This window comes from Parabacteroides sp. PM6-13 (assembly GCF_029892605.1).
GTDB lineage: Bacteria > Bacteroidota > Bacteroidia > Bacteroidales > Tannerellaceae > QVMG01.
The window spans coordinates 73,778-94,136 of record NZ_JARXWF010000011.1; the positions used below are offsets into that span (position 1 = coordinate 73,778).

Here is a 20,359-nt window from a genome sequence, read left to right on the forward strand (position 1 = left end):
ACTTATATCTTTGTTTTGCGTCAAAAAATGATAAAATAAAGTTTATTTGTAGATAATGAAAGAACGGTTATTTGCTATAAGCTTCTTGGTTAACCTTTTTTTTGTTGTGTGTGGATGTGGCTCTGTTGAAAAAGAAGAAGTTGTTGTTCCTGAAGTAGATATAATAGAAAAAAATTATCAACAAAATAACTCTTTAGCATTGCAAAGGGTTAATGCCATTATGTATTCTCAGTCGGAATTTAGAAGTACTGAAGAATTATTTAAACTTGTACATATTTCTGATCCACATCTTTCGGGATTCTCAACCGACAATCATTACCTAAAACCCATCAACCTGATTCAAAGTGTTCGTTTTGCCAATCAGCCTCAATCCAGAATAAATGCCATTGCTGTCACCGGTGATCTTATAGGAAACTCATGGATTAAACATGATGCACTCAGGTATTTAGATGCATTTACAACTCATTTTTATACAAACAATCATATTCCATCTGCTATTTGCATAGGGAATCATGATAACAACTACTATGTAGGCAAAGAGGTTAACCCGCAAGAAGTTTTCATCACCCGCACAGAACTAAACCAGCACCTATTCTCAGCAGACCCAAACAGAAAAAAAGAAGAGAGATCAGAGAACTACTACTATTTGGACGTTCCCAGCCCACAGGGGGGATATATTCGCCTTATTTCATTAGATATGATTGACCATATCGGGAACCAATATGATGCCTTACACGATGTTTACTATTCACAAGCTCAAATAGAATGGCTTGGGAATATTGCCCTAAAAAAAGACATCACACCACAACATAGCGTTGTGGTGCTCAACCATTTTCCATTTGAACCGACTTCCGGAGGGGGTAAATCTTCCTATTTATGTGATGGATATTTTGTACATACCTGGCAAATGGTTCCGGAAATAATCGAGGCATACAGAAGTAAGACTACTATCTCAAAACAATACCCAAACAGGTATATAAAAGGGGATTCTATTTATGTTGACTTTGACTTCACAGATAACTCGGGAGAATTCATTTGTCATTTAGGCGGTCACTCCCATTGCTTTGCCTGTTTCGATCTAAAAGATATAAGTAACGCCAACCCTGCTCTTCCCACGCAAAAGATGATACTTTGTACAAACCAAGCACCAACAGATGCAGGCGAGGTCTATAACCGTACATCAAGAAAAAATGCTACGGTATCAAGTAATTGCTTTAACATTTATGCATTTGATACGGAGGAAAAGGTTGTTTATGTTACTTTCTTTGGAGCAAATGCGCAATTAGGTGATGCCACATATCCTGAAATATACAGTTTCTCCTATTTGGATTTATAAAAGCTCCTTTGAGAATAATTCTCCATCAATTTAGACGAACTTACTCTAATTATCTTTATTTTTGAACTCCTAAAAAATAATATTGATGAAAATTATTTCTTTCAACGAGATAAAAGCACTGAATATCAGTCCTGAGGCATGTATAAAATGGGTTTATGATGCTTTTTGCAGCAAATACACAGCAAAGTTACCACCCAAAATCAGTATGAAGATTGATGAAAAGATCTTCTTTAACACTATGCCGGCTTATTTGCCTGAAGAAGATCGTTTTGGCGTAAAAATCGTATCCAGATATCCCCAAAGAGAACCGGCCTTGGAAGCAGATCTGATGCTATTTGATACGCAAACAGGCGATCGACTGGCTTTTATGGATGGGAGCTGGATCACGGCCTTACGCACAGGTGCTGTAGCTGCCTTAACGATTCATACCCTGCAACGAAATGAAGCAAAAGAATATGCCTTTATTGGCTTAGGTAATACAGCCAGAGCCACATTGCTTTGCTTATTATCAATCCAAAAGACGCCGATTCATATACGTCTGCTTGCTTATAAGGGACAAGAAGTTCTTTTTATGGAAAGATTTGCCAATTATGGCAACGTATCTTTTTCCGTTTACCAATCAGCCGATGAACTGATTGATGGTGCCGACGTAGTCGTCTCCTGTGTTACTGTTGCCACAGAGTTGATAGCTTCTGATGAGGTCTTTAAAAAGGGAGTATTACTTGTTCCTGTCCATACGCGAGGTTTTCAGAATTGTGATTTATTTTTTGATAAGGTTTTTGCCGATGATACAAATCATGTAAAAGACTTTAAATACTTCAGCAAATTCAAGCAATACGATGAATTTTCCAAGGTACTCCTAAAACAATCACCCGGTCGTGAATCCAACGAGGAACGAATTTTAGCGTATAACATTGGAATTGCCCTGCATGATATCTATTTCGCTTCAAAGATCTATGACCTATTAGCTTGCGAAGATCTTCCGAAAATCAACATATCATCAGTAACGGATAAGTTTTGGGTATAACCCCTCTCTTTACAAAAACAGTATAATAATCTAAAAAGAAATTCGTTGTATATCTATACAGTGAATGAGAAATGACATGCTACAGAAATTTATTGACAAAAATTTCTTCTATCTTTTTACGTTTACGCTTATTTTCGGAGTTATTTTCTATGACTTAATCCGATTTAGTTATACAGACGAGATATGCACACTGCTGCTTTTCGTGTTGTTCTGCTATAAGGTGGTGAAAACTCCAAACTGGGAATTCAACAAACTATTCCTTTTCGTATTAGGCGTATTCCTTTTCTATCTTATTTATTCCTTTGCTATAGGAAGTAATAGCAAAAAGGCTATCGTATTGGACTTTATCCTTCAGCTAAAACCCTATATCGGCTTCTTCTGTGTATATGCTCTTGCTCCTCGTCTTAGTCAAGGGCAGAAGGTGATCATTCGGCAATTAGTTTTTCTTTTCACTTTATACCTGCTGGCAATTGGTCTTACCTATTTGGTTTACCCCAAAATTATCGATTTCACACTGGGGCATGAGTCACGGCTTGCAACAGCCGTATCCATTCTTGCTATGCTTTATTTATACTGTACAGATTACACTCCCAAAGACAAGTTTGTCTTTATTATGATCTTATTAGTCGGCATATTATCCGGACGCTCCAAGTTTTATGGATTCTGTGCACTTTCGACTTTGATGGTTTTGTTTATCAACAATTCTTTTCAAATGAAGTTCACCTTGAAGAATAGCATCATTTTTGCTATAATTTTAGCAGCAACAATATACGTAGCATATGATAAAATCAATTTCTATTTTATCCAAGGAGGAATAGGTACCGGAAAAGAAGAAACAGACCTATATGCACGTATCGCGTTATACTATTTTTCAGTTCCTCTCTTATTAAAATACATCCCCTTTGGAAGCGGATTTGCCACTTATGGCACGCACGCTTCTTCCGAATACTACTCGAAAATTTATGAAGAATTTGGCATGGACAGGTTATATGGGCTAAGTAAAAATGCAGATCCCAACTTTATTTCCGATACCTATTATCCAGCTTTAGCTCAATTCGGATTTGTTGGCGTTTTCCTCTTCTTCTGGTTTTGGCTATATCTTGTTAAGCAAGCTATCAAAGGATTTTTAGCCGGATATAAAAAGGAAGCTGTAGCCGCATGCTTAATTATTTTCTTTTTCCTTATTGAGTGTACCTCAGATTCTACCATTACACATAACCGCGGCCTCTTTATGATGATGTTATTAGGGTTAATATTCGGAGATATGAAAAATGGAGAGAAATCACAAAAAGAATTCAAGGAATAAACAAAAAAATCATTATGGCAAAAATCCTGATTATTAACAAATTCTATTACCAAAGAGGAGGAGATTGCACGGCAACTCTTGCTTTGGAAAAATTGTTAATGGAAAAAGGACATGAAGTGGCTATTTTCAGCTCACGCCACCCTCAAAACCTGCCATCTAAGTGGGAGGGTTATTTTCCTTCGGAGATAGACCTTTCGTCACCCTCTTTTAAAAACATATTCTCTGCCTTGACTCGTCCGTTTTATCCACGGGAAGTTAAAAGGCGTTTTCTGCAATTAATCCATGACTTTCAACCGGACATCATACATGCACATAATATTCACTCTTATTTATCTCCTTATGTTGTTAAACTGGCAGCAAAAGAGGGTATAAAGGTTGTATGGACCTTGCATGATTATAAACTGATTTGTCCAGCCTATACCTGTTTGCGGGATGGTAAACCATGCGAACTTTGTTTTACAGACAAAAGATATGTAATCAGACACAAATGTGTAAAAAATAGTCTCAGTGCAAGCATCATTGCCTATTTAGAAGCGATGGTGTGGAATAGAAAGAAACTGGAAAAACAGACAAATACCTTTATCAGTCCAAGTCATTTTCTGAAATCTAAAATGGTTATAGCGGGATACAATGTAGATAAGATCGAAGTGCTCCACAATTTTATTCCGACAGAAAAGCTCCAACCTTATTTGCAGAAAGGAGATTATTATTGCTATGTAGGCAGATTGTCTCCTGAAAAAGGAGTCGATGATTTACTTAAAGCAGCAAAAAATCTATCTCATCCATTATATATCATCGGAAGCGGAAGTGAAGCTGAGCGTTTAAAGAAAGAATACCCGCAAGAAAATATCTATTTTTTAGGGCACCAATCTCCTGAAAAGGTAATAGAAATGGTTCAGAAAGCACGTTTTATGGTTATTCCCTCGATCTGGTATGAAAACAATCCATTCAGCGTAATCGAGTCACTCTGTGTCGGCACCCCTGTTTTGGGTGCAAATATTGGCGGTATACCTGAATTAATTGAAGTTGGAAAGAATGGATTTCTATTTACTCCCGGTGATATCGAAGAGCTAAAACAAAAGATAACGGACTGTTTTCAAACCTTTGATGATTCATATCCTTTTCAGGATATAGCCGATAAAGCCAGAGATAAGTTTTCTGCCAATACGTTTTATGAACAATTATGTAACATCTATGGAATCCAACAGTAAAAATAATATCCCCTCTCCTACCGACGTCAGCATCATTACCACCTATCGCTGTCCTATGCGATGCAAGATGTGTGATATCTGGAATAATCCGACGGAGAAAGAAAAAGAGATCACGGCAAAAGACCTGGAGATACTACCCAAACTGAAATTCGCCAATATCACCGGAGGAGAGCCCTTCGTCAGGGAAGACCTGGAAGATATTGTGGATGTCATGTTTCGGAAGGCACCTCGGGTTGTCATCTCTACCTCGGGTTGGTATGAAGGACGTATTATCGCTTTGGCTAAGAAATACCCCAATATTGGTATTCGTGTGAGTATAGAAGGACTCTCAACCGTCAACGACGAACTGCGGGGGCGCAAGGGTGGATTCGACAAAGGGCTACGCACCCTACTCAAATTGCAGGAAATGGGCGTGAAAGATATTGGTTTCGGCATCACGGTGTCTAACAATAACTCGGCCGACATGCTCGACCTCTACCGCCTGGCGCAAAACATGAACATGGAGTTTGCCACTGCGGCCTTCCATAATTCCTATTACTTCCACAAATACGACAATGTCATCACCAACAAAGAGGAGGTGATCAGTAACTTTGAAAAGATCATTGCCATGCAGATGAAAGAGAACCATCCCAAATCCTGGTTCCGCGCCTTCTTCAACAATGGCTTGATCAACTACATTGAAGGCAACCGCCGCATGCTGCCATGCGAAGCTGGTCTGGTCAACTTCTTTGTCGATCCATATGGCGAGGTCTATCCCTGCAACGGACTGGAAGAGGCTTACTGGAAAGAGAGCATGGGAAATATCCTTCAGGCAAAATCCTTTGATGAGATATGGCAAAGCGAACAGGCAAATAAAGTCAGGGAGAAGGTACGCACCTGTCCCAAAAATTGCTGGATGGTCGGCACGGCCTCGCCGGTGATGAAGAAATATATCCGCCATCCCCTAACCTGGGTGATGCGCAACAAAGTGAATAGTATCTTAAACAAACCGTTGTGTTTGGACAGAAAATGGTATGATGTAGGGCAATCGCCAGAACAAGGTAACTTAAGAAAACCAACAACATGAATATTGTAGTCACCGGATTAAGAGGGTTTCCGAACATACAAGGTGGCATCGAAACCCATTGTGAAGAATTATACCCCCGCTTGGCCGGAGAGGAATGCCATGTAACCGTGGTTCGCCGGAAGAACTTTGTCAAAGAGAATCCTCCTTATACCAATTACAAAGGCGTCGAATTCAAAGACATCAACGCACCGCGTATCACCGGACTGGAAGCGGCTTTACATACGATGTATGCCGTCTGGTTTGCCTACCGCTCCAAGGCAGACATCGTGCATATCCATGCGATCGGACCGGCCATTACCGTTCCTTTTGCCCGATTGTTGGGGCTGAAAGTGGTAGTAACCCATCATGGACCAGACTACGACCGGGAGAAATGGGGATTCTTTGCCAAAAGCATCCTGAAGTTGGGCGAATACTTTGCCGCCAAACAGGCACATCAGATCATTGCCATATCGACGGTTATCACCGATCTGTTGAAAAAGAAATACAAACGGACAAAAGGAGTTCACCTGATTTATAACGGTGTCACGACGCTACCCAAGCCTTCGTCTACCAATTATCTGCAACAATTAGGCATCAAGCCAAACAAATATATCCTGGCCGTCGGCCGTTTTGTGGAAGAAAAAAGGTTCGACAAGTTGATCGAAGCCTACATAAAACTGAATAACCCCGATTATCAACTGGTTATTGCCGGTGATGCGGATTATGACTCCTCCTACTCCACCTACCTAAAAAACTTTGCCTACGAGAATGATGTCATTCTGACCGGCATCGTCAAAGGAGAGAAACTGGCGGAATTATATGCTCATGCCGCCTTGTTTGTCCTCCCATCCTCGCACGAAGGGCTGCCTATCACACTCTTGGAAGCGATGAGTTACAATCGGAAAGTATTGGCAAGCGACATCCCTGCTAATCTGGCTGTACATTTGGAGGAGGATTTTTATTTTAAGCTAAACGATCTCAAAGACCTTATACACAAAATAGACAAACTACTTCAACAACAAAAGCAGGAGATAACCTATGAATTATCTTCCTATAGGTGGAATGCCATTGCTGAACAAACACATAAGGTATATAAAGAAATGGTTGGTTATGAGTAAGGTATTTTTCATATACGATGTAGGTCCACAAAGCAGACTTGAGTGGTTAGCCTCTGCATTCAAAAAAGAGGATACCGTATGGATTCCTATGCGCTACAACCGCAAAAACAGAATTCATGCATGGCGAAAGCCTTTACATTTTCTTTGTTATATTGAGTTGGCAATAAAGAGTATATGGAAATCTAAAAAAGAGGATACTATTATTAGCTGGAACTTTATTCCAGGTGCTTTTATAGGGGTTCTTTGCCGCTTATTTCGATTAAATAGGACTGTTCTTTCACTGAATATGATTAGTCATCCGAAAGGAGGGGTGATAGCTACCATTCGTAAAAAAGTGTATAATTACGCCTTTGCTTACAAAAAGTTCCTCTTTACCGTAAATTCCGCTGAGACATTAGAAACTTATCTAAAAGAATACAAAATAGACACACAAAGAGTCTCTGTTTTACCCGACGCCTATCTCCCTATCTATAAAAATCAGGATTTCAATACCGGAAAGGGTTACATTTTCTGTGGTGGAGAAGCCCAACGTGACTGGGTAACATTCTTCGCTGCCGCAAAAGAATTACCGGAGTATTCTTTTGTAGGAGTTGCCAGAAAAAAATATATGCCACACCCTATTGAAATACCAACGAATGTAAAAATGTATTATGATATCGATGAGCAAGACTTCAATCGATTACTTGAGGAATCTGCTATTGTGGCTCTTCCACTTCTTTCTACTTTGCCGGCAGGCCTTATTGTTATATTCAAATCTATTTTCTTGTCAAAACCATTAATTGTTACGCGAACATCTTCCGTCGAGAATTATGTACAAGATCGGAAATCTGCTATCTTGATTGATCTACAATCCACAGAACAATTGGTAACGGGAATCAGATCACTTAAAACCGATCTAGACCGGGCTAAAGAGCAGACTGAGCAGGCAAAAAAGAATATAGTAAACTATTCTCCCGAAAATTACTCAAAAAAAATATTCCGAATCTTAATCTGAATTATTCAGAAATAAATTAATTTTGATTAATTTTGGTCACTTTTTAATTTATTCATCGTATGAAAAAGCTAACAATATTCTTCTTAATCCTATTATTTACGGTAAACAGTCAAGCCTCAGCGACTATTTGGATCAACGAATTCATGCAAAGCAATATCGATTGCCTGCGAGATGATCTTAATGATTTCCCAGACAGTTGGGTTGAACTTTACAACGACAGTGAAGCAGACGTCGACATCCAAGGGTGGTACATCTCGAACAAAGAGAAGTACACAAAAGGATGGCAGATAAAAGAATCTACTATCGTCCCGGCCATGGGATACCTGATCATATATTGTGATAAAGCCGAAACAGGCTTGCATACTTCTTTTCGATTGGAAAGTGGTAAAGACGGAGGCATTTATCTTTTTGATTCGGAAGGCACACTGATAGACCATATAAAGGATATTCCTAAGCAACCAGCCCCCAACATTGCTTGTGGCAGAGAAGAAGATGGTGCAGCAAATTGGCTCTATTTTGTAAAAGCGACCCCGGGCGCAAAAAATGCAGGAAAGACATCTGACATATTACTCCCTGCTCCAATATTCAGCGTACAGGGAGGTATTTATAAAAGCAGAAGAAACGTCGTGCTTTCTTTACCGGCTGATGTTCCAGAAGGAATCACATTGAAAAATATTAAATATACATTGGACGGTTCCGAACCAACAGAAGACTCTCCCTCTTATACCAAAGCAATCTCTATCACGCAGCCCACCTCTTTACGGGCAAAAATTATAGATTCGGCGTACCTATCGAGTCGTTCCGTCACACAATCTTATATCATTACAAACAGGAATTTCACACTGCCCGTAATGTCAATAAGCCTTGATCCTGAATTTCTTTGGGACGAGAAATTTGGTATTTATGTCGAAGGAGATGATACGTATGAAAAAAACAATTGGGACTATGACTGGCGCCGCCCTATGAATGTCGAATATTTCCCTTCGCAAGCAGAAGGCAGTGTGATTAACCAGCTGGAAGAAATGCGTATATCCGGAGGATACTCACGTAAAAATGCACAAAAAAGTCTTATTCTATATGCCAATAAGCGCTTTGGTGAAAAAAGATACAACTACCCACTTTTCAGCTCAAAACCTAATCAGGAGATAAAATCATTTATACTCCGGAACTCTGGAAATGATTTCAACAAAAGCTTTTTTAGGGATGCTGCATTGCAATTGTTTATAGGCGGAAAAGTAGATTTAGATTATCAGGAATATCAGCCGGTTATTTTGTTTATAAACGGTGAATATTTTGGTATTGAAAACATGCGTGAACGCTCTAATGAAGATTTTGTTGTGGCAAACTACGATGGACTGGAAGACATCGACATGTTTGAAAACTGGGATAAAGAGCTAAAAGCCGGCGATAAAGAAGCCTATGACAAACTAATGGAGAAGCTACGACTACCGGCAGAAGAAATACCTTTCGAAGAGATCGTTGAAATGGTTGATATCAATGAATATATCAATTACATGATTTTAGAGATTTTCTCCGGTAACAATGACTTCCCTGAAAACAATGTTGTTTTATGGAGACCGAAAACAGATGATGGTAAATGGCGCTTCATCGTAAAAGACCTTGACAATGGCCTGGGGAAATCAACACTTGTCGACTTTGACGGTATCGCTCATCACCTGGAAAAAAATAATGATCCTCGCCGTCTTTTCAATAACCTGATCAGATATTATGAGCCTTTCCGCAAAGAATTTTATTCTCGGTTTGCCATTTATATGGGCGATATATTACATCCGGAAGCCACGTCGCAAGTTGTCGACAGTATCAAACAAATCATCGAACCGGAAATGAACTACCACCTTCCACGCTGGTCACCGCATGTACTTACAATAAGCAAATGGAACCAGGAGGTTGAGAATATGAAAAAATGGTGCCGCGAACGGAATGACATTGTCTATGAACAACTAAATTCTTTCTTTGAATTGAAAGGACTCACACCAATGCAAGTGACTATTCCGGAAAGCCTTCTTTCTGACAAAACCCTATCCATTAACGACATTCCTTTGCAAAAGCCATCCTTCGAGGGTAAATATTTTGTAGGAGAAACTGTTATCGTCCGTTGGGACAGCGCAGAAGAAAACCCTAGTCCCTATTTGGTTTGGCAGGTAACCGCCACGATCGACGACAAAGAGGTTATCTCTAACCATGTGGGAAATGAAGCTGTATACAAAATACACCCAAAATGTACGAATCTATCATTTAATCTATTAAATGATCCAACAAGTACGGAAGATATTAACAACTCTTCCTTAAAGGTGATTACTTCCGGACAACAAGTAATTGTATCTGGTTTGGAAGCTGCATCTATGATCTCCCTGTACGACTCAAGTGGACGGTTATTAGCCGAAAAACAGAGCGAACAGCCCAGTGTTTATATACCTTTAGCATATAAGGGATTCGTATTGGTTTGTATCGACAACCCCAAACAGCACGTCACTAAAAAAGTGATCATAAAATAATTTCTTTTCCTGAATCCGACCAATCAGGCAAAATGACGACATAGCTTTACTGCTTCAAAAGCAGGGAAGCTATATCTGACGTGAATATATCAGCACCTATTGCATTCAGATGTGAAGGGTCACGAAATAATTCATTCGCTTTGAAACGCTTGTCGTTTTGGTATGAGAAGAAAGAAATATTATTAGCTTCACAAAGTCGGGTTATATATCGAATAGAAGAGGAATGATTGAGCTGTTGCTCATACATGGGAGACAAAACCATATAAAGGATTATATTTTTCTCTTTACACTTTTGTATAAGCTGATTCATCGCTTCTATCTTGTTCTTATCAAAATTTACCGAATCAGTAGGATAGTCAATCGTTTGTATTGGTTGCTCCCACTGCCCATATTGAGGAGTAAATCCATTTGCGCTTACATCTTTAGTCGTTACATGCATATTTCCTACCGCAATCCTTGCCAGTAGAGAGTTAAATGGATAGATTTTAGAAAGATGTTTCGCTTTTTCAAATGGCGACCGTAACTGTAAGGTATTCCACAATACCGGATGATCTTTTACATAAGGATTTAGAGCCGTCAACAAATCATAAGAAGAAGCTTTTCGAACCAGCTCATCCGGATTCACATCCAAAACAATCATTGATGGAGTAAATCTATCCAAAATCACATCAAGAAGGGCATTATGATACAATATACTTTGTCCATCGTTCCCTGCATTGTAGCAAGAAAGGCCCAGCGAATCAGTCATTATTTCCGGGTTGTATTGATGCATCGCCCGAGAAGAACCAAGTATCAAAATTTCAGCAGTCTGCTTTTCTAAAACACAGGTCAGATTATAAAGCTTCCCCTGCGACTGTCTAAAATAGAAAAAACGCAATCCGCTACCCAAAGCCCAATCCAACAAAACAAGCACAAGAATAAACAGTAGCATTTTTACAAAAAAGTTTTTCACCCTCATCTGCTTCAAAATTGAAAATATATAAACTGTGAACTATCCAAAACCCCTAACATGATGATCAACAAAATAAGACCCAAGTAAGAGACATAACGTACAACTGCACGCTTATTTTCAAGCAAAAGATTCCTTCCTTCATGTTTTTCTTGCAATATTTCAATCGTAACAAGAAAGAGAATAAAGAAAATGCCGTAAATCAGTGAATCGATATTATTGGTAAACAATCTGCCATGGGAAAACATTATTCTGTCGAAAACACAAAAAGCATCGGCTACAGAATTGGCCCTAAAAAAGACCCATGTTACTAATATAAGAATAAATGTTGTGATCACATTCCAGCCATGACTAATCTTGGGAGATAGGCGAAATCTTTTGCCGGCAAACAGTTTTTCATAGATGTTTCCTGTAATCTTTCCTATGATCTGGAAAAAGCCGTTTAGCGCTCCCCATACAACAAAAGTCCAATTGGCACCGTGCCATACGCCACTGACGACAAAGGTTATAAACAGATTTAGGTAATTTCGGGATTTGCGGCATCGGTTTCCACCTAAAGGAATGTACACGTAATCTTTAAACCAGGTAGACAAAGATATATGCCATCTGCGCCAGAAATCCGCCACAGAAGTAGCCAGGTAGGGTCGTCGAAAATTGGTCATCAAATCGAAGCCCATCACTTTAGCGCATCCGATTGCAATATTAGAATATCCTCCGAAATCACAATATATCTGGAAGGCAAAAAATACAGTTGCTAAAACCAATGTAATACTTGTATGGTGGGATATGTTATTATAAACGCTATCAACATATACTGCCAACCGATCAGATATGACAACTTTCATAAAGTACCCCCATAGAATAAGCCGGAAGCCCTCCACTGCTTTTACAGCATCGAATATATGAGGTCTATGGAACTGGGGTAATAAGTTTTTTGCACGTTCTATGGGTCCTGCCACTAACTGCGGGAAAAAAGAGACGAATAGGGCATAAGTGATAAAGTTTTTTTCAGCAGGGATATCCCCTCTATACACATCGATCGTATATCCTATAGCCTGAAAGGTATAAAAAGAAATCCCAACAGGCAGTAATATATCCAGGAGCGGCACCTCCATCTTTATGTGCAGCGTTGTGAAGAGATCATTAAACGATGAGGAAATGAAGTTTGCATATTTAAAAACAAACAAAATCCCCAAGTTAATCAACAAGCTACTTAAAAGTATAATTTTTTTCTTATGGGGGGGGGTATGCTGCTGTATTCCCCTTCCGCACAGATATGTAACAAGAGTAGAGAATAATATCAAAAGTCCATATACAGGTTGCCAATTCATATAGAAATAGTAACTGGATAGTAACAGAAAAACATTCCTATACTTTGGCGATAGTAACCAGTATATAAGACAGACAAAAGGAAAGAAAAGTAAAAAAGCAAAAGAATTGAACAGCATTACTCCATTGTTTTATTCATATACACCACCGACTGCAAATGCGTACTCTTCCTCTTCTCTTCCGGAGGAGGCGTCATATAATCTTCACCAAAACAGGTTATTAGGTATTTTGCATAATTATTCGGAACAAAATATTTTCCTCCCTCGAATTCTGCTTCTTTTAATGGAAAAATATCCTTATAGTCAAAGACGCGTTTAAACATGATATCCAACGCAAACCCCACATAACAGTCGTCACTAAACAAGCGACTCTTGCGAATAAGAGATTGCACCTTTTTCTGATAGTCTTTAATCAGAAAAACAAACAGAGGATGGAACCAGGAGAGAAATCTTCTCAGAAGTGTTTCATGCCGGTAAGTGCGGCTATTGAAACCAAAACAAACCACATAAAAATACTCTTTCAAAAGACGTTGCCAATAATAAGAGAGCTTCTTGCGAGGGTATTTGTCCAACAGAAAAACATCTACATAAAACCCCTTATGCTTTCCTTGATAAGCATCATCCATTGTTTTAATGCAGCTTTTTTCATCTCTTATTTTGCAGGCTAAAGGCAGATACTGATAAGTTGGATCAGTTTCATGTGTCTGCAAAAACAGATCTTCGGGAAATTCTTTTTTAGCAACTTCTATAAAACGTTCGTAATCATCCCGCATCATACTAATATCCAGATCATCGTCCCAGGGAATAAAGCCTTTATGGCGTATAGCTCCCAAAAGAGTACCTGAGCATAACCAATATTTTATATCATGTTTGCGGCAAATATGATCAACGATCTTAAGCATCCGTAACATAATCGCCTGCGCTTGTAGAAGAGTAGTCTCTTCTCTCTCTCTTTCATCCGGGAAGAGGTTATTATAGTAGTTCGTCGTTTCTTTCATTTAAACAATTTATATTTCTTTACAGCATTAGAGCGGAACAAAAATAAAATAATTTCTGAGAGGACAACCATGATAGCCATCGTATAAATAGACAGAAAGCCAAAACTATACAACAAAACCACTCCAATAACATGTATAATTGACACAATAATAATAGTCAGATTCGTATAATTGGCATGCCCCAAAGCAGCCAAAAAAGGATAACCCAACAACATGGAAGGGATTGTAATGAAACAGCCACACATCAGTATGCGAAACACCAATACGGTTTCTTCCCCGGAGTCCGCATAAATCGTTGTCAACAGCAATTTTGATCCTATGATTATAAGAATAACCAACGGTATATTCCATTTTGAAATAGTAAAAAGTATACGCTTATAGAATGGAATATCACGGGTTTTTGCCATGTGAGGGAATAAAACTCCTGTTACCGGTGATAATAACAGATTATATGCCTGGTAGAATTTCTCCGCACGCGAGTAATAACTAACCATCTCGTAATTAGCCACAAGCCCCAACACCAGAACATTCACAGTTGTAAACAAAGCAACAGAGACTCTGGAAAGAAAATAGGTAGAACTATCTTTAATAGCTTCCCTAATTTCTTTAAAATGAGGCATAAAGCATTTCATCTTTTCTTTTCCATAAATAATATAGAGAGAGACACCTCCGGCCAAGAGATATCCCCCACTAAAGGATATGGGGATCCACAAGTAGTCTTGTATACCTCTGATAAGAATAAATATAGGGATAAAAGTCAACAGCTTGGCTGTCACATTGAAAAGGGTAATATACTTCATTTTCTCCATTCCTTGAAAAAACCACATGGGAGACATAATATTACCAATAATTACACCAAAAAAGAGCAAAAAGAAAAGTGCATGTTCCTTGAATTTAGCCACAAACGTAACCAAGACAAGCAAAATCAAAAAACAGACGATGCCTAACAATATACGTGCAATAAAAACACTATTCACATACCTATTAACCACCCCCAAGTCATGCTTATGCATAGATATATATTTGGTTGCAGACAGATTAAACCCAAAGTCTGTGATCATCACCAGATTCTGCACCAAAGCCCATCCAAAAGAATATATACCAAAATATTCATCACCCAACATTCGGAATAAAAAAGGAAAAGCTATTAGTGGCAATAAAAAATTAATCCCTTGGTATGACACAAGGGAAAAAAAGTTTGTAACCATCGGCTTATCTAATCCTAACTTCATTATAGCAGCTTTAACACTTCCGACAAATAATGATTTTCCTCCTTGCTCTTTATCGCAATACGCACATATTCTTTCCCGTCAAAACCCTGTTTGGTAGAACAATCTTTAATAAGTATGTTATGATTTTGCAGCAACAACTCACAAAGTTGCTGTGAAGTATACGTTGAAGTCACCTCGATTAAGAAGTAGTTTGCTGATGATGGAATAACACGCAAAAATGGGATTTTAGTCAACTGTGAATAGAAACTCTCTCTCTCTTTCACAAAGGATATACATGCGTTTTTATAATCATCCGCATACTTTACATATATCTGCATATAAAACTCGGCAAAAGAGTTTATATTCCAGATCGACACCTCTTTTTTTATACGACCTATTAATTTCTCATCTCCGGAAGCAACAAATCCCAATCGTACACCGGGAACCCCATAAGATTTTGAGATGCTCTTTATCAAAATCAAATGAGGATTTTCTGTCAACAGAAGCGGATCAAACAGAGTATATCGCTCGTCATCAGTTGCAAAATCAATAAACGATTCATCTATAATCAACCGAATATTTTGTTGTTTCGTCCATTCTATCAAATGTAAAACATCCTCTTTCTTTATGAAGTTGCCTGAAGGATTATCCGGATTTATAAGTATCAACTGACGTATCGGATGCTTTTCATAAAAGCAAATCAAATCCTCAACTGAATAACTAAAAGAATCATTTTCAGGCTCATAATACACCAACAACTCTTTGTTTATACGATTGGGGTATTCTTCGAATGTCGGCAAAATGACTCCTGTTGTTAAGTTATTATCACGCAGGCAAGCTTGAATCAATTCGGCCGCACCGTTACCAACAACTATCTGAGAAGGTTTTACATTCATATATCTGGCAGCCAACTCTGCATTCACCTTCATGCCTGATGGATATTGAGTCAATAAAGTATCGAAATAAGCTTTCATCTCCTCTTTCATCCGAACTGTTGGAAAAAAAGGATTCACCAAGTAACAGAAATCAAGCAGAAAAGGGAAACGCCAATAACCGCCATAACGACTGCCATATGATTTGAGCATTTCATTCGATTCGGCAAATAGAGTTTCAGCATTTGTCAGATCTTGCTGATCATCAATCTCATACCATGGTTCATCATTCAATGGCATTGCCTTTAAATCGGGTTTATTCAATAACGAGATAACCCGTAACACCTGCTCATAATATTCATTATTACCTAAAGCCTTACAATATGCCTCTAAGAAAGGGATATACTTATTTTCCAGGAAGTCTTTATTGAACTTATAGATATTAACGGTTTTATAGTAAAGGCTAACATCTTCATATCGAAACGCGTTCTTAGGCACAAAGCTTAAGATGGAAGAATCATCTCCCAGCGTGACAACTGTTCCATCCATCCAACTCTGGTACTTTGCCACCACAGCTAAATTAGGAGAAGGATCCTCTATTAGTTTTCTTAATATCTCGTCACTAAAAATCAAATCAGACTCCAGCAAAATAGTATCATCCTCTCTCAGTTTCTCTTTCGCTAAATATAAGGAATAGATATTATTGGTTTTGTCGTATACCGAGTTATAAATATACTCGATTGGCACATGCATATAAGAATCACCAATTAATGATCTTACATTTTCTCCTTTATATCCGATAACGATCACTATGCGATTAAGGTGGTAAGTCGTCAGTTGTTTCAACATTCTTTCGATCAAGGTAACTCCGTGTACTTTTAACATACACTTTGTATTATCTTTGGTCAGATCCCCCAACCGTTTGCCCATTCCTGCCGCTAAAATGATCGCTTGCATATTATTCTTCTATTGATCTTTTGTACTCTTTCTTTAATTCAACAAACAGTTTTTTCCCTTCAATCCATATAAGAGGAAATATAAGCGTCATCACCATCATGGCCAATGCAGCATATAGTTTACGAGGACCTACCGGCTTTTCTCTAACAAAAGCCGTATCGACTATGCGTGCCCGGTCTTTCATCTCTCCCAAAGAGATGGCTATATCTTCTCTTTTCTGCAGTAATAAAAGATAAACGCCCTGATAAATTTCCTGCTGTCGCTTATAATTAATATACTCCTTCTCTAACCCCGGCACCTCGCCCATTTTATCAAAGATCATCTTCTCTTTATTTTTTAGATCTACCAAAGTGGACTTCAAACTCTCCTGTGCATTTGAAATTGTCAATTTTGCCCCTTCTCGCAATTGTACAACCTGTTCATTCATCTGATCCACTAATGGACTCTTTTCTGTAGATGATTTCAAGATTTGCATACGCTCTAACAACTTCGTATTATAAAGCAAAATAGCCCCACCACTTTCGCCTTCCGTAGCAGACAACAACATAGGAATTTGATTGTACTCATTTGCCGGATCCTTAACAAAATCATCCATCGCCTTGATCATCATATTTTGCATCTCCAGCTCGATCATCTTTACCTGAATCTCCTGCATCTGAGCTACATAAAATTGAATGTCATATTCCAGATCCGTCATATTATGCAATGTCTTAAATCGCTCTATTTCTTCTTCTACAACATGAAGCTCCGCCATAACCTGCTGCATACGTGAATCAATAAATTGCATAGACTTATCAGATTCATTTTTCCGTATCGACTTATCTTGTTCGTTATATATACGTATATGCGTATTCAAGAAGTCCAATCCTCGTCTCCGTTCATAATCCTGCAGGGTCAGCTCTACTGTATTGGCCGATTTACTTAATTCTTCTACCAATATTTCTTCCACATAATCCTCTGCCACCCAATAAGCCGGTTTTATTTTTATTTTCATTTTATAAGGCTTAACCTGTTGATCAAGATTCCTATATGCAAGACGAAACTCTCCTTGATTCAATTTCATAACACCCGGCAAGGAAGCAAATTCAAACAGGTGTTGCGTTTTATCTTCTTTTGACTTTACTCTGACCTGTACTTTCCCGTCTGCTGCAATATTCACTTTAAACTCAATCTTATCTAATACCTGAGTTGCTGTTACAGAGTCATAAGTTAGAAGCAAAGGAGAGTTTGTATACATATTATAGAAAAAAGCATCTGGGTGCTTATATTGCACATCCATCCCTAAGGCATAGATTGTTTGTCGTATCAATTGATTTGATGATAAAACGGCCATTTCATCTTCCAAATTAACACTTCCCGCACTTCCTCCTCCTAAACCAAAAGACTTCATCAAACCGGCAGCTTCCCCTAATCCGAATGAGCCGCCTCCGGCCTCTGTATCCTGTAATTGTATGCGGGCAACCATTTCATACGTACGTGGCATCAGTACCAAATACAATATCGCCGGAATAAAAGAGAGAAGAAAAACCCATAAAAAGACTTTCCATTTACGGACATAGCCGATAATAATCGATTTCAAACCTAAGTTTTCGTTATCCTGACTCTGTACTTCTATATTATTTTCCATAAAATTTCTTTCTACTACTTGCTGATTGCTAAAATAACCGTTGTAATCACAGAGATGGCACTCAAGATAGAGGAGAAGACTGTGATGCTGTATTGTTGTGCCTGGCTGTAACGGGCATTTTTCTTCTTGGCGTCATTGGGTTCTACATAGATGAAATCGTTCTGCTTCAGGTAGAAATAAGGGGATGCCAGGATATCGCTGCGGGTGAGATCCAGGCGAGCGGATACCAATTCACCATCTACCTCTCGCACGATCATGATGTTCTTTCGGTCGGCGTTGATTGTCAAGTCACCTACCGAACCTAACGCATCCAGGATAGACATACGATCGGAACGCGGCGTGATGGTTCCCGGACGGTTCACCTCGCCTAAAATGGTGATATGGAAATTGACGATCTGCACTTTCACCAATGGTTCATTGATATAGGCTGAAATCTTTTCTTTGAGGTATTCACCCAACTGTAAGCGTGTATAGCCTGCTGCCTTCACCTTGCCTAAAACAGGAAAATCAATATATCCTTCTTTATCTACGAGGTAGGTATATAAGTTTTGCGTTGACTGTACAGTAGTTTCACCTTCTATTGGCGCAGAGTAAGCATAAGCGGGTGGGTTAAACGGAGTAGCCACGTTCGGATCCCATGCCGTAACAGCAATCGTCAACAAATCATCCGCCACTATTTTTGTCTCATAAGCCTGCGACATACTTTTCAATTGCTCTGCCGTCAAGTCATCTATACCCTGCAGATAGGCAACATCTTTCGGGGTGCCGCAGGAGGCCAATAATAAAATCAGAAAAGAGAGAGATACTACTTTCAGTCTCATAGGTTTATTTATTTTTCAAATAAAAGTTGCAAATATAGCCAATTTCGTTGATTCAAACAGGGCGATTGCCGCCCGTTTCATTATGTTACAGATATAACGATGCAAATGTTAAAATATTGCTGCATCCCGCTGCAATTTTCATATATTCTCACTCTTTTATCCTGATTTAATCCGTAAGTTTGTGGCATGGGAAAAAATATAAAATACGAACTGGGTAAGTATAACACACTTACGATCGTGAAAGACCTTGATTTCGGTGTTTATCTGGATGGTGGTGACGAGTTGGAAATCCTATTGCCGGCACGCTATGTACCGAAAAACGTTAAGCCGGGTGACGAGGTAGAAGTCTTTATTTATCATGACAACGAAGGGCGCCTGATTGCTACCACGCTTCGTCCCAAAGCGATTGTGGGCGAGTTTGCCTTTCTACAGGTGAAGTCAGTGAATAACATAGGCGCTTTCCTGGATTGGGGCCTGATGAAGGAATTGCTTGTCCCCTTCAAAGAACAAAAAGCATCGATGAGCGAAGGTCGGTGGTATCCGGTCTATGTCCGGGTCGATAACATCACCGGGCGCATCATGGCATCCGCCCGGCTCGAAAAATTCCTCGACAACGTGCCTCCCATCTATGAATACAACCAGGCAGTCGATCTACTGGTAGTCGACGAAACCGATCTGGGTTATCGTGTCATCATCAATAATCTGCATACAGGTATGGTCTATCACAACGAGGTATTCCAACAAATTGCCAAAGGCGACCGCCTCACCGGATATATCAAAGAGGTACGGGAAGATGAGAAGATCGATGTCAGCCTAACTCCTCTGGGTTATCAAAAGGTGGGTGGCATTGCCGATACCATACTGGAGACATTAAAGATCCAGGGCGGCTTCATCCCGCTACACGACAAAAGCGAACCGGAACAGATCTACGCCCTCTTCCAATGCAGCAAAAAAGCCTTCAAGCAAGCCATCGGCGCCTTGTACAAAAAAAAGCTGATCTCCATTGGCGATGACGGCATTCGATTAGCGGACTGATTCATTAA

At 39.1% G+C, this 20,359-nt stretch carries 16 protein-coding genes; 9 read left to right on the top strand and 7 right to left on the bottom strand.

Translation table 11 applies throughout. From position 1 onward, the window contains the following. Positions 1 to 55 precede the first annotated feature (55 nt). The 8 genes from M2134_RS11450 (at position 56) to M2134_RS11485 (ending at position 10,553) form a co-directional block, all read left to right on the top strand. Positions 56 to 1,336, top strand: a complete 1,281-nt coding sequence (locus tag M2134_RS11450; protein WP_280751276.1) for a metallophosphoesterase — start codon at positions 56 to 58, stop codon at positions 1,334 to 1,336. 85 nt (positions 1,337 to 1,421) lie between these two features. Next, positions 1,422 to 2,363, top strand: coding sequence for an ornithine cyclodeaminase (locus M2134_RS11455; protein ID WP_280751275.1), 942 nt, complete (start codon positions 1,422 to 1,424; stop codon positions 2,361 to 2,363). Positions 2,364 to 2,439: 76 nt separating this feature from the next. Next, positions 2,440 to 3,669: an O-antigen ligase domain-containing protein gene (locus M2134_RS11460; protein WP_280751274.1), complete on the top strand. Its 1,230-nt coding sequence runs from the start codon at positions 2,440 to 2,442 to the stop codon at positions 3,667 to 3,669. 14 nt (positions 3,670 to 3,683) lie between these two features. Then, the gene (locus M2134_RS11465; protein WP_280751273.1) at positions 3,684 to 4,880 is read left to right on the top strand and encodes a glycosyltransferase; all 1,197 of its coding nucleotides are present in this window, start codon (positions 3,684 to 3,686) and stop codon (positions 4,878 to 4,880) included. Next, a complete protein-coding gene (locus tag M2134_RS11470) occupies positions 4,864 to 5,946 on the top strand; it encodes a radical SAM protein (RefSeq protein WP_280751272.1) in 1,083 nt (360 codons plus the stop codon). The genes M2134_RS11465 and M2134_RS11470 overlap by 17 nt, the downstream gene beginning before the upstream one ends. Next, on the top strand, positions 5,943 to 7,043 hold the full coding sequence (locus M2134_RS11475; RefSeq protein WP_280751271.1) for a glycosyltransferase family 4 protein: 1,101 nt from the start codon (positions 5,943 to 5,945) through the stop codon (positions 7,041 to 7,043). Before M2134_RS11470 ends, M2134_RS11475 begins: the two co-directional genes overlap by 4 nt. After that, a complete protein-coding gene (locus M2134_RS11480; protein ID WP_280751270.1) occupies positions 7,036 to 8,037 on the top strand; it encodes a hypothetical protein in 1,002 nt (333 codons plus the stop codon). The genes M2134_RS11475 and M2134_RS11480 overlap by 8 nt, the downstream gene beginning before the upstream one ends. Before the next feature lie 59 nt (positions 8,038 to 8,096). Beyond that, positions 8,097 to 10,553: a CotH kinase family protein gene (locus M2134_RS11485; protein WP_280751269.1), complete on the top strand. Its 2,457-nt coding sequence runs from the start codon at positions 8,097 to 8,099 to the stop codon at positions 10,551 to 10,553. A 46-nt stretch (positions 10,554 to 10,599) separates the two neighbouring features. On the opposite strand, the gene M2134_RS11490 is transcribed toward M2134_RS11485, so the two are convergent. The 7 genes from M2134_RS11490 to M2134_RS11520 all read right to left on the bottom strand — a co-directional run bounded on the left by M2134_RS11490 (position 10,600) and on the right by M2134_RS11520 (position 19,316). After that, complete coding sequence (locus tag M2134_RS11490; RefSeq protein ID WP_280751268.1) at positions 10,600 to 11,505, bottom strand: hypothetical protein; 906 nt, start codon at positions 11,503 to 11,505, stop codon at positions 10,600 to 10,602. A gap of 11 nt (positions 11,506 to 11,516) precedes the next feature. After that, positions 11,517 to 12,833 (bottom strand): MBOAT family O-acyltransferase, encoded by a 1,317-nt coding sequence (locus tag M2134_RS11495; protein ID WP_280751267.1) that lies wholly within the window; start codon positions 12,831 to 12,833, stop codon positions 11,517 to 11,519. A gap of 116 nt (positions 12,834 to 12,949) precedes the next feature. Continuing rightward, positions 12,950 to 13,828, bottom strand: a complete 879-nt coding sequence (locus tag M2134_RS11500) for a LicD family protein (protein WP_280751266.1) — start codon at positions 13,826 to 13,828, stop codon at positions 12,950 to 12,952. Then, complete coding sequence (locus M2134_RS11505; RefSeq protein WP_280751265.1) at positions 13,825 to 15,060, bottom strand: oligosaccharide flippase family protein; 1,236 nt, start codon at positions 15,058 to 15,060, stop codon at positions 13,825 to 13,827. Before M2134_RS11505 ends, M2134_RS11500 begins: the two co-directional genes overlap by 4 nt. Then, entirely contained in the window at positions 15,060 to 16,868 is a 1,809-nt protein-coding gene (locus M2134_RS11510) for an aminotransferase class I/II-fold pyridoxal phosphate-dependent enzyme (protein WP_280751264.1), read from the bottom strand. The genes M2134_RS11505 and M2134_RS11510 overlap by 1 nt, the downstream gene beginning before the upstream one ends. Before the next feature lies 1 nt (position 16,869). Next, positions 16,870 to 18,495: a tyrosine protein kinase gene (locus tag M2134_RS11515; protein WP_280751263.1), complete on the bottom strand. Its 1,626-nt coding sequence runs from the start codon at positions 18,493 to 18,495 to the stop codon at positions 16,870 to 16,872. Positions 18,496 to 18,509: 14 nt separating this feature from the next. Next, complete coding sequence (locus tag M2134_RS11520; RefSeq protein ID WP_280751262.1) at positions 18,510 to 19,316, bottom strand: polysaccharide biosynthesis/export family protein; 807 nt, start codon at positions 19,314 to 19,316, stop codon at positions 18,510 to 18,512. Positions 19,317 to 19,502: 186 nt separating this feature from the next. On the opposite strand from M2134_RS11520, the gene M2134_RS11525 reads away from it, so the two are divergent. Continuing rightward, a complete protein-coding gene (locus M2134_RS11525) occupies positions 19,503 to 20,351 on the top strand; it encodes a S1-like domain-containing RNA-binding protein (protein ID WP_280751261.1) in 849 nt (282 codons plus the stop codon). Positions 20,352 to 20,359 lie beyond the last annotated feature (8 nt).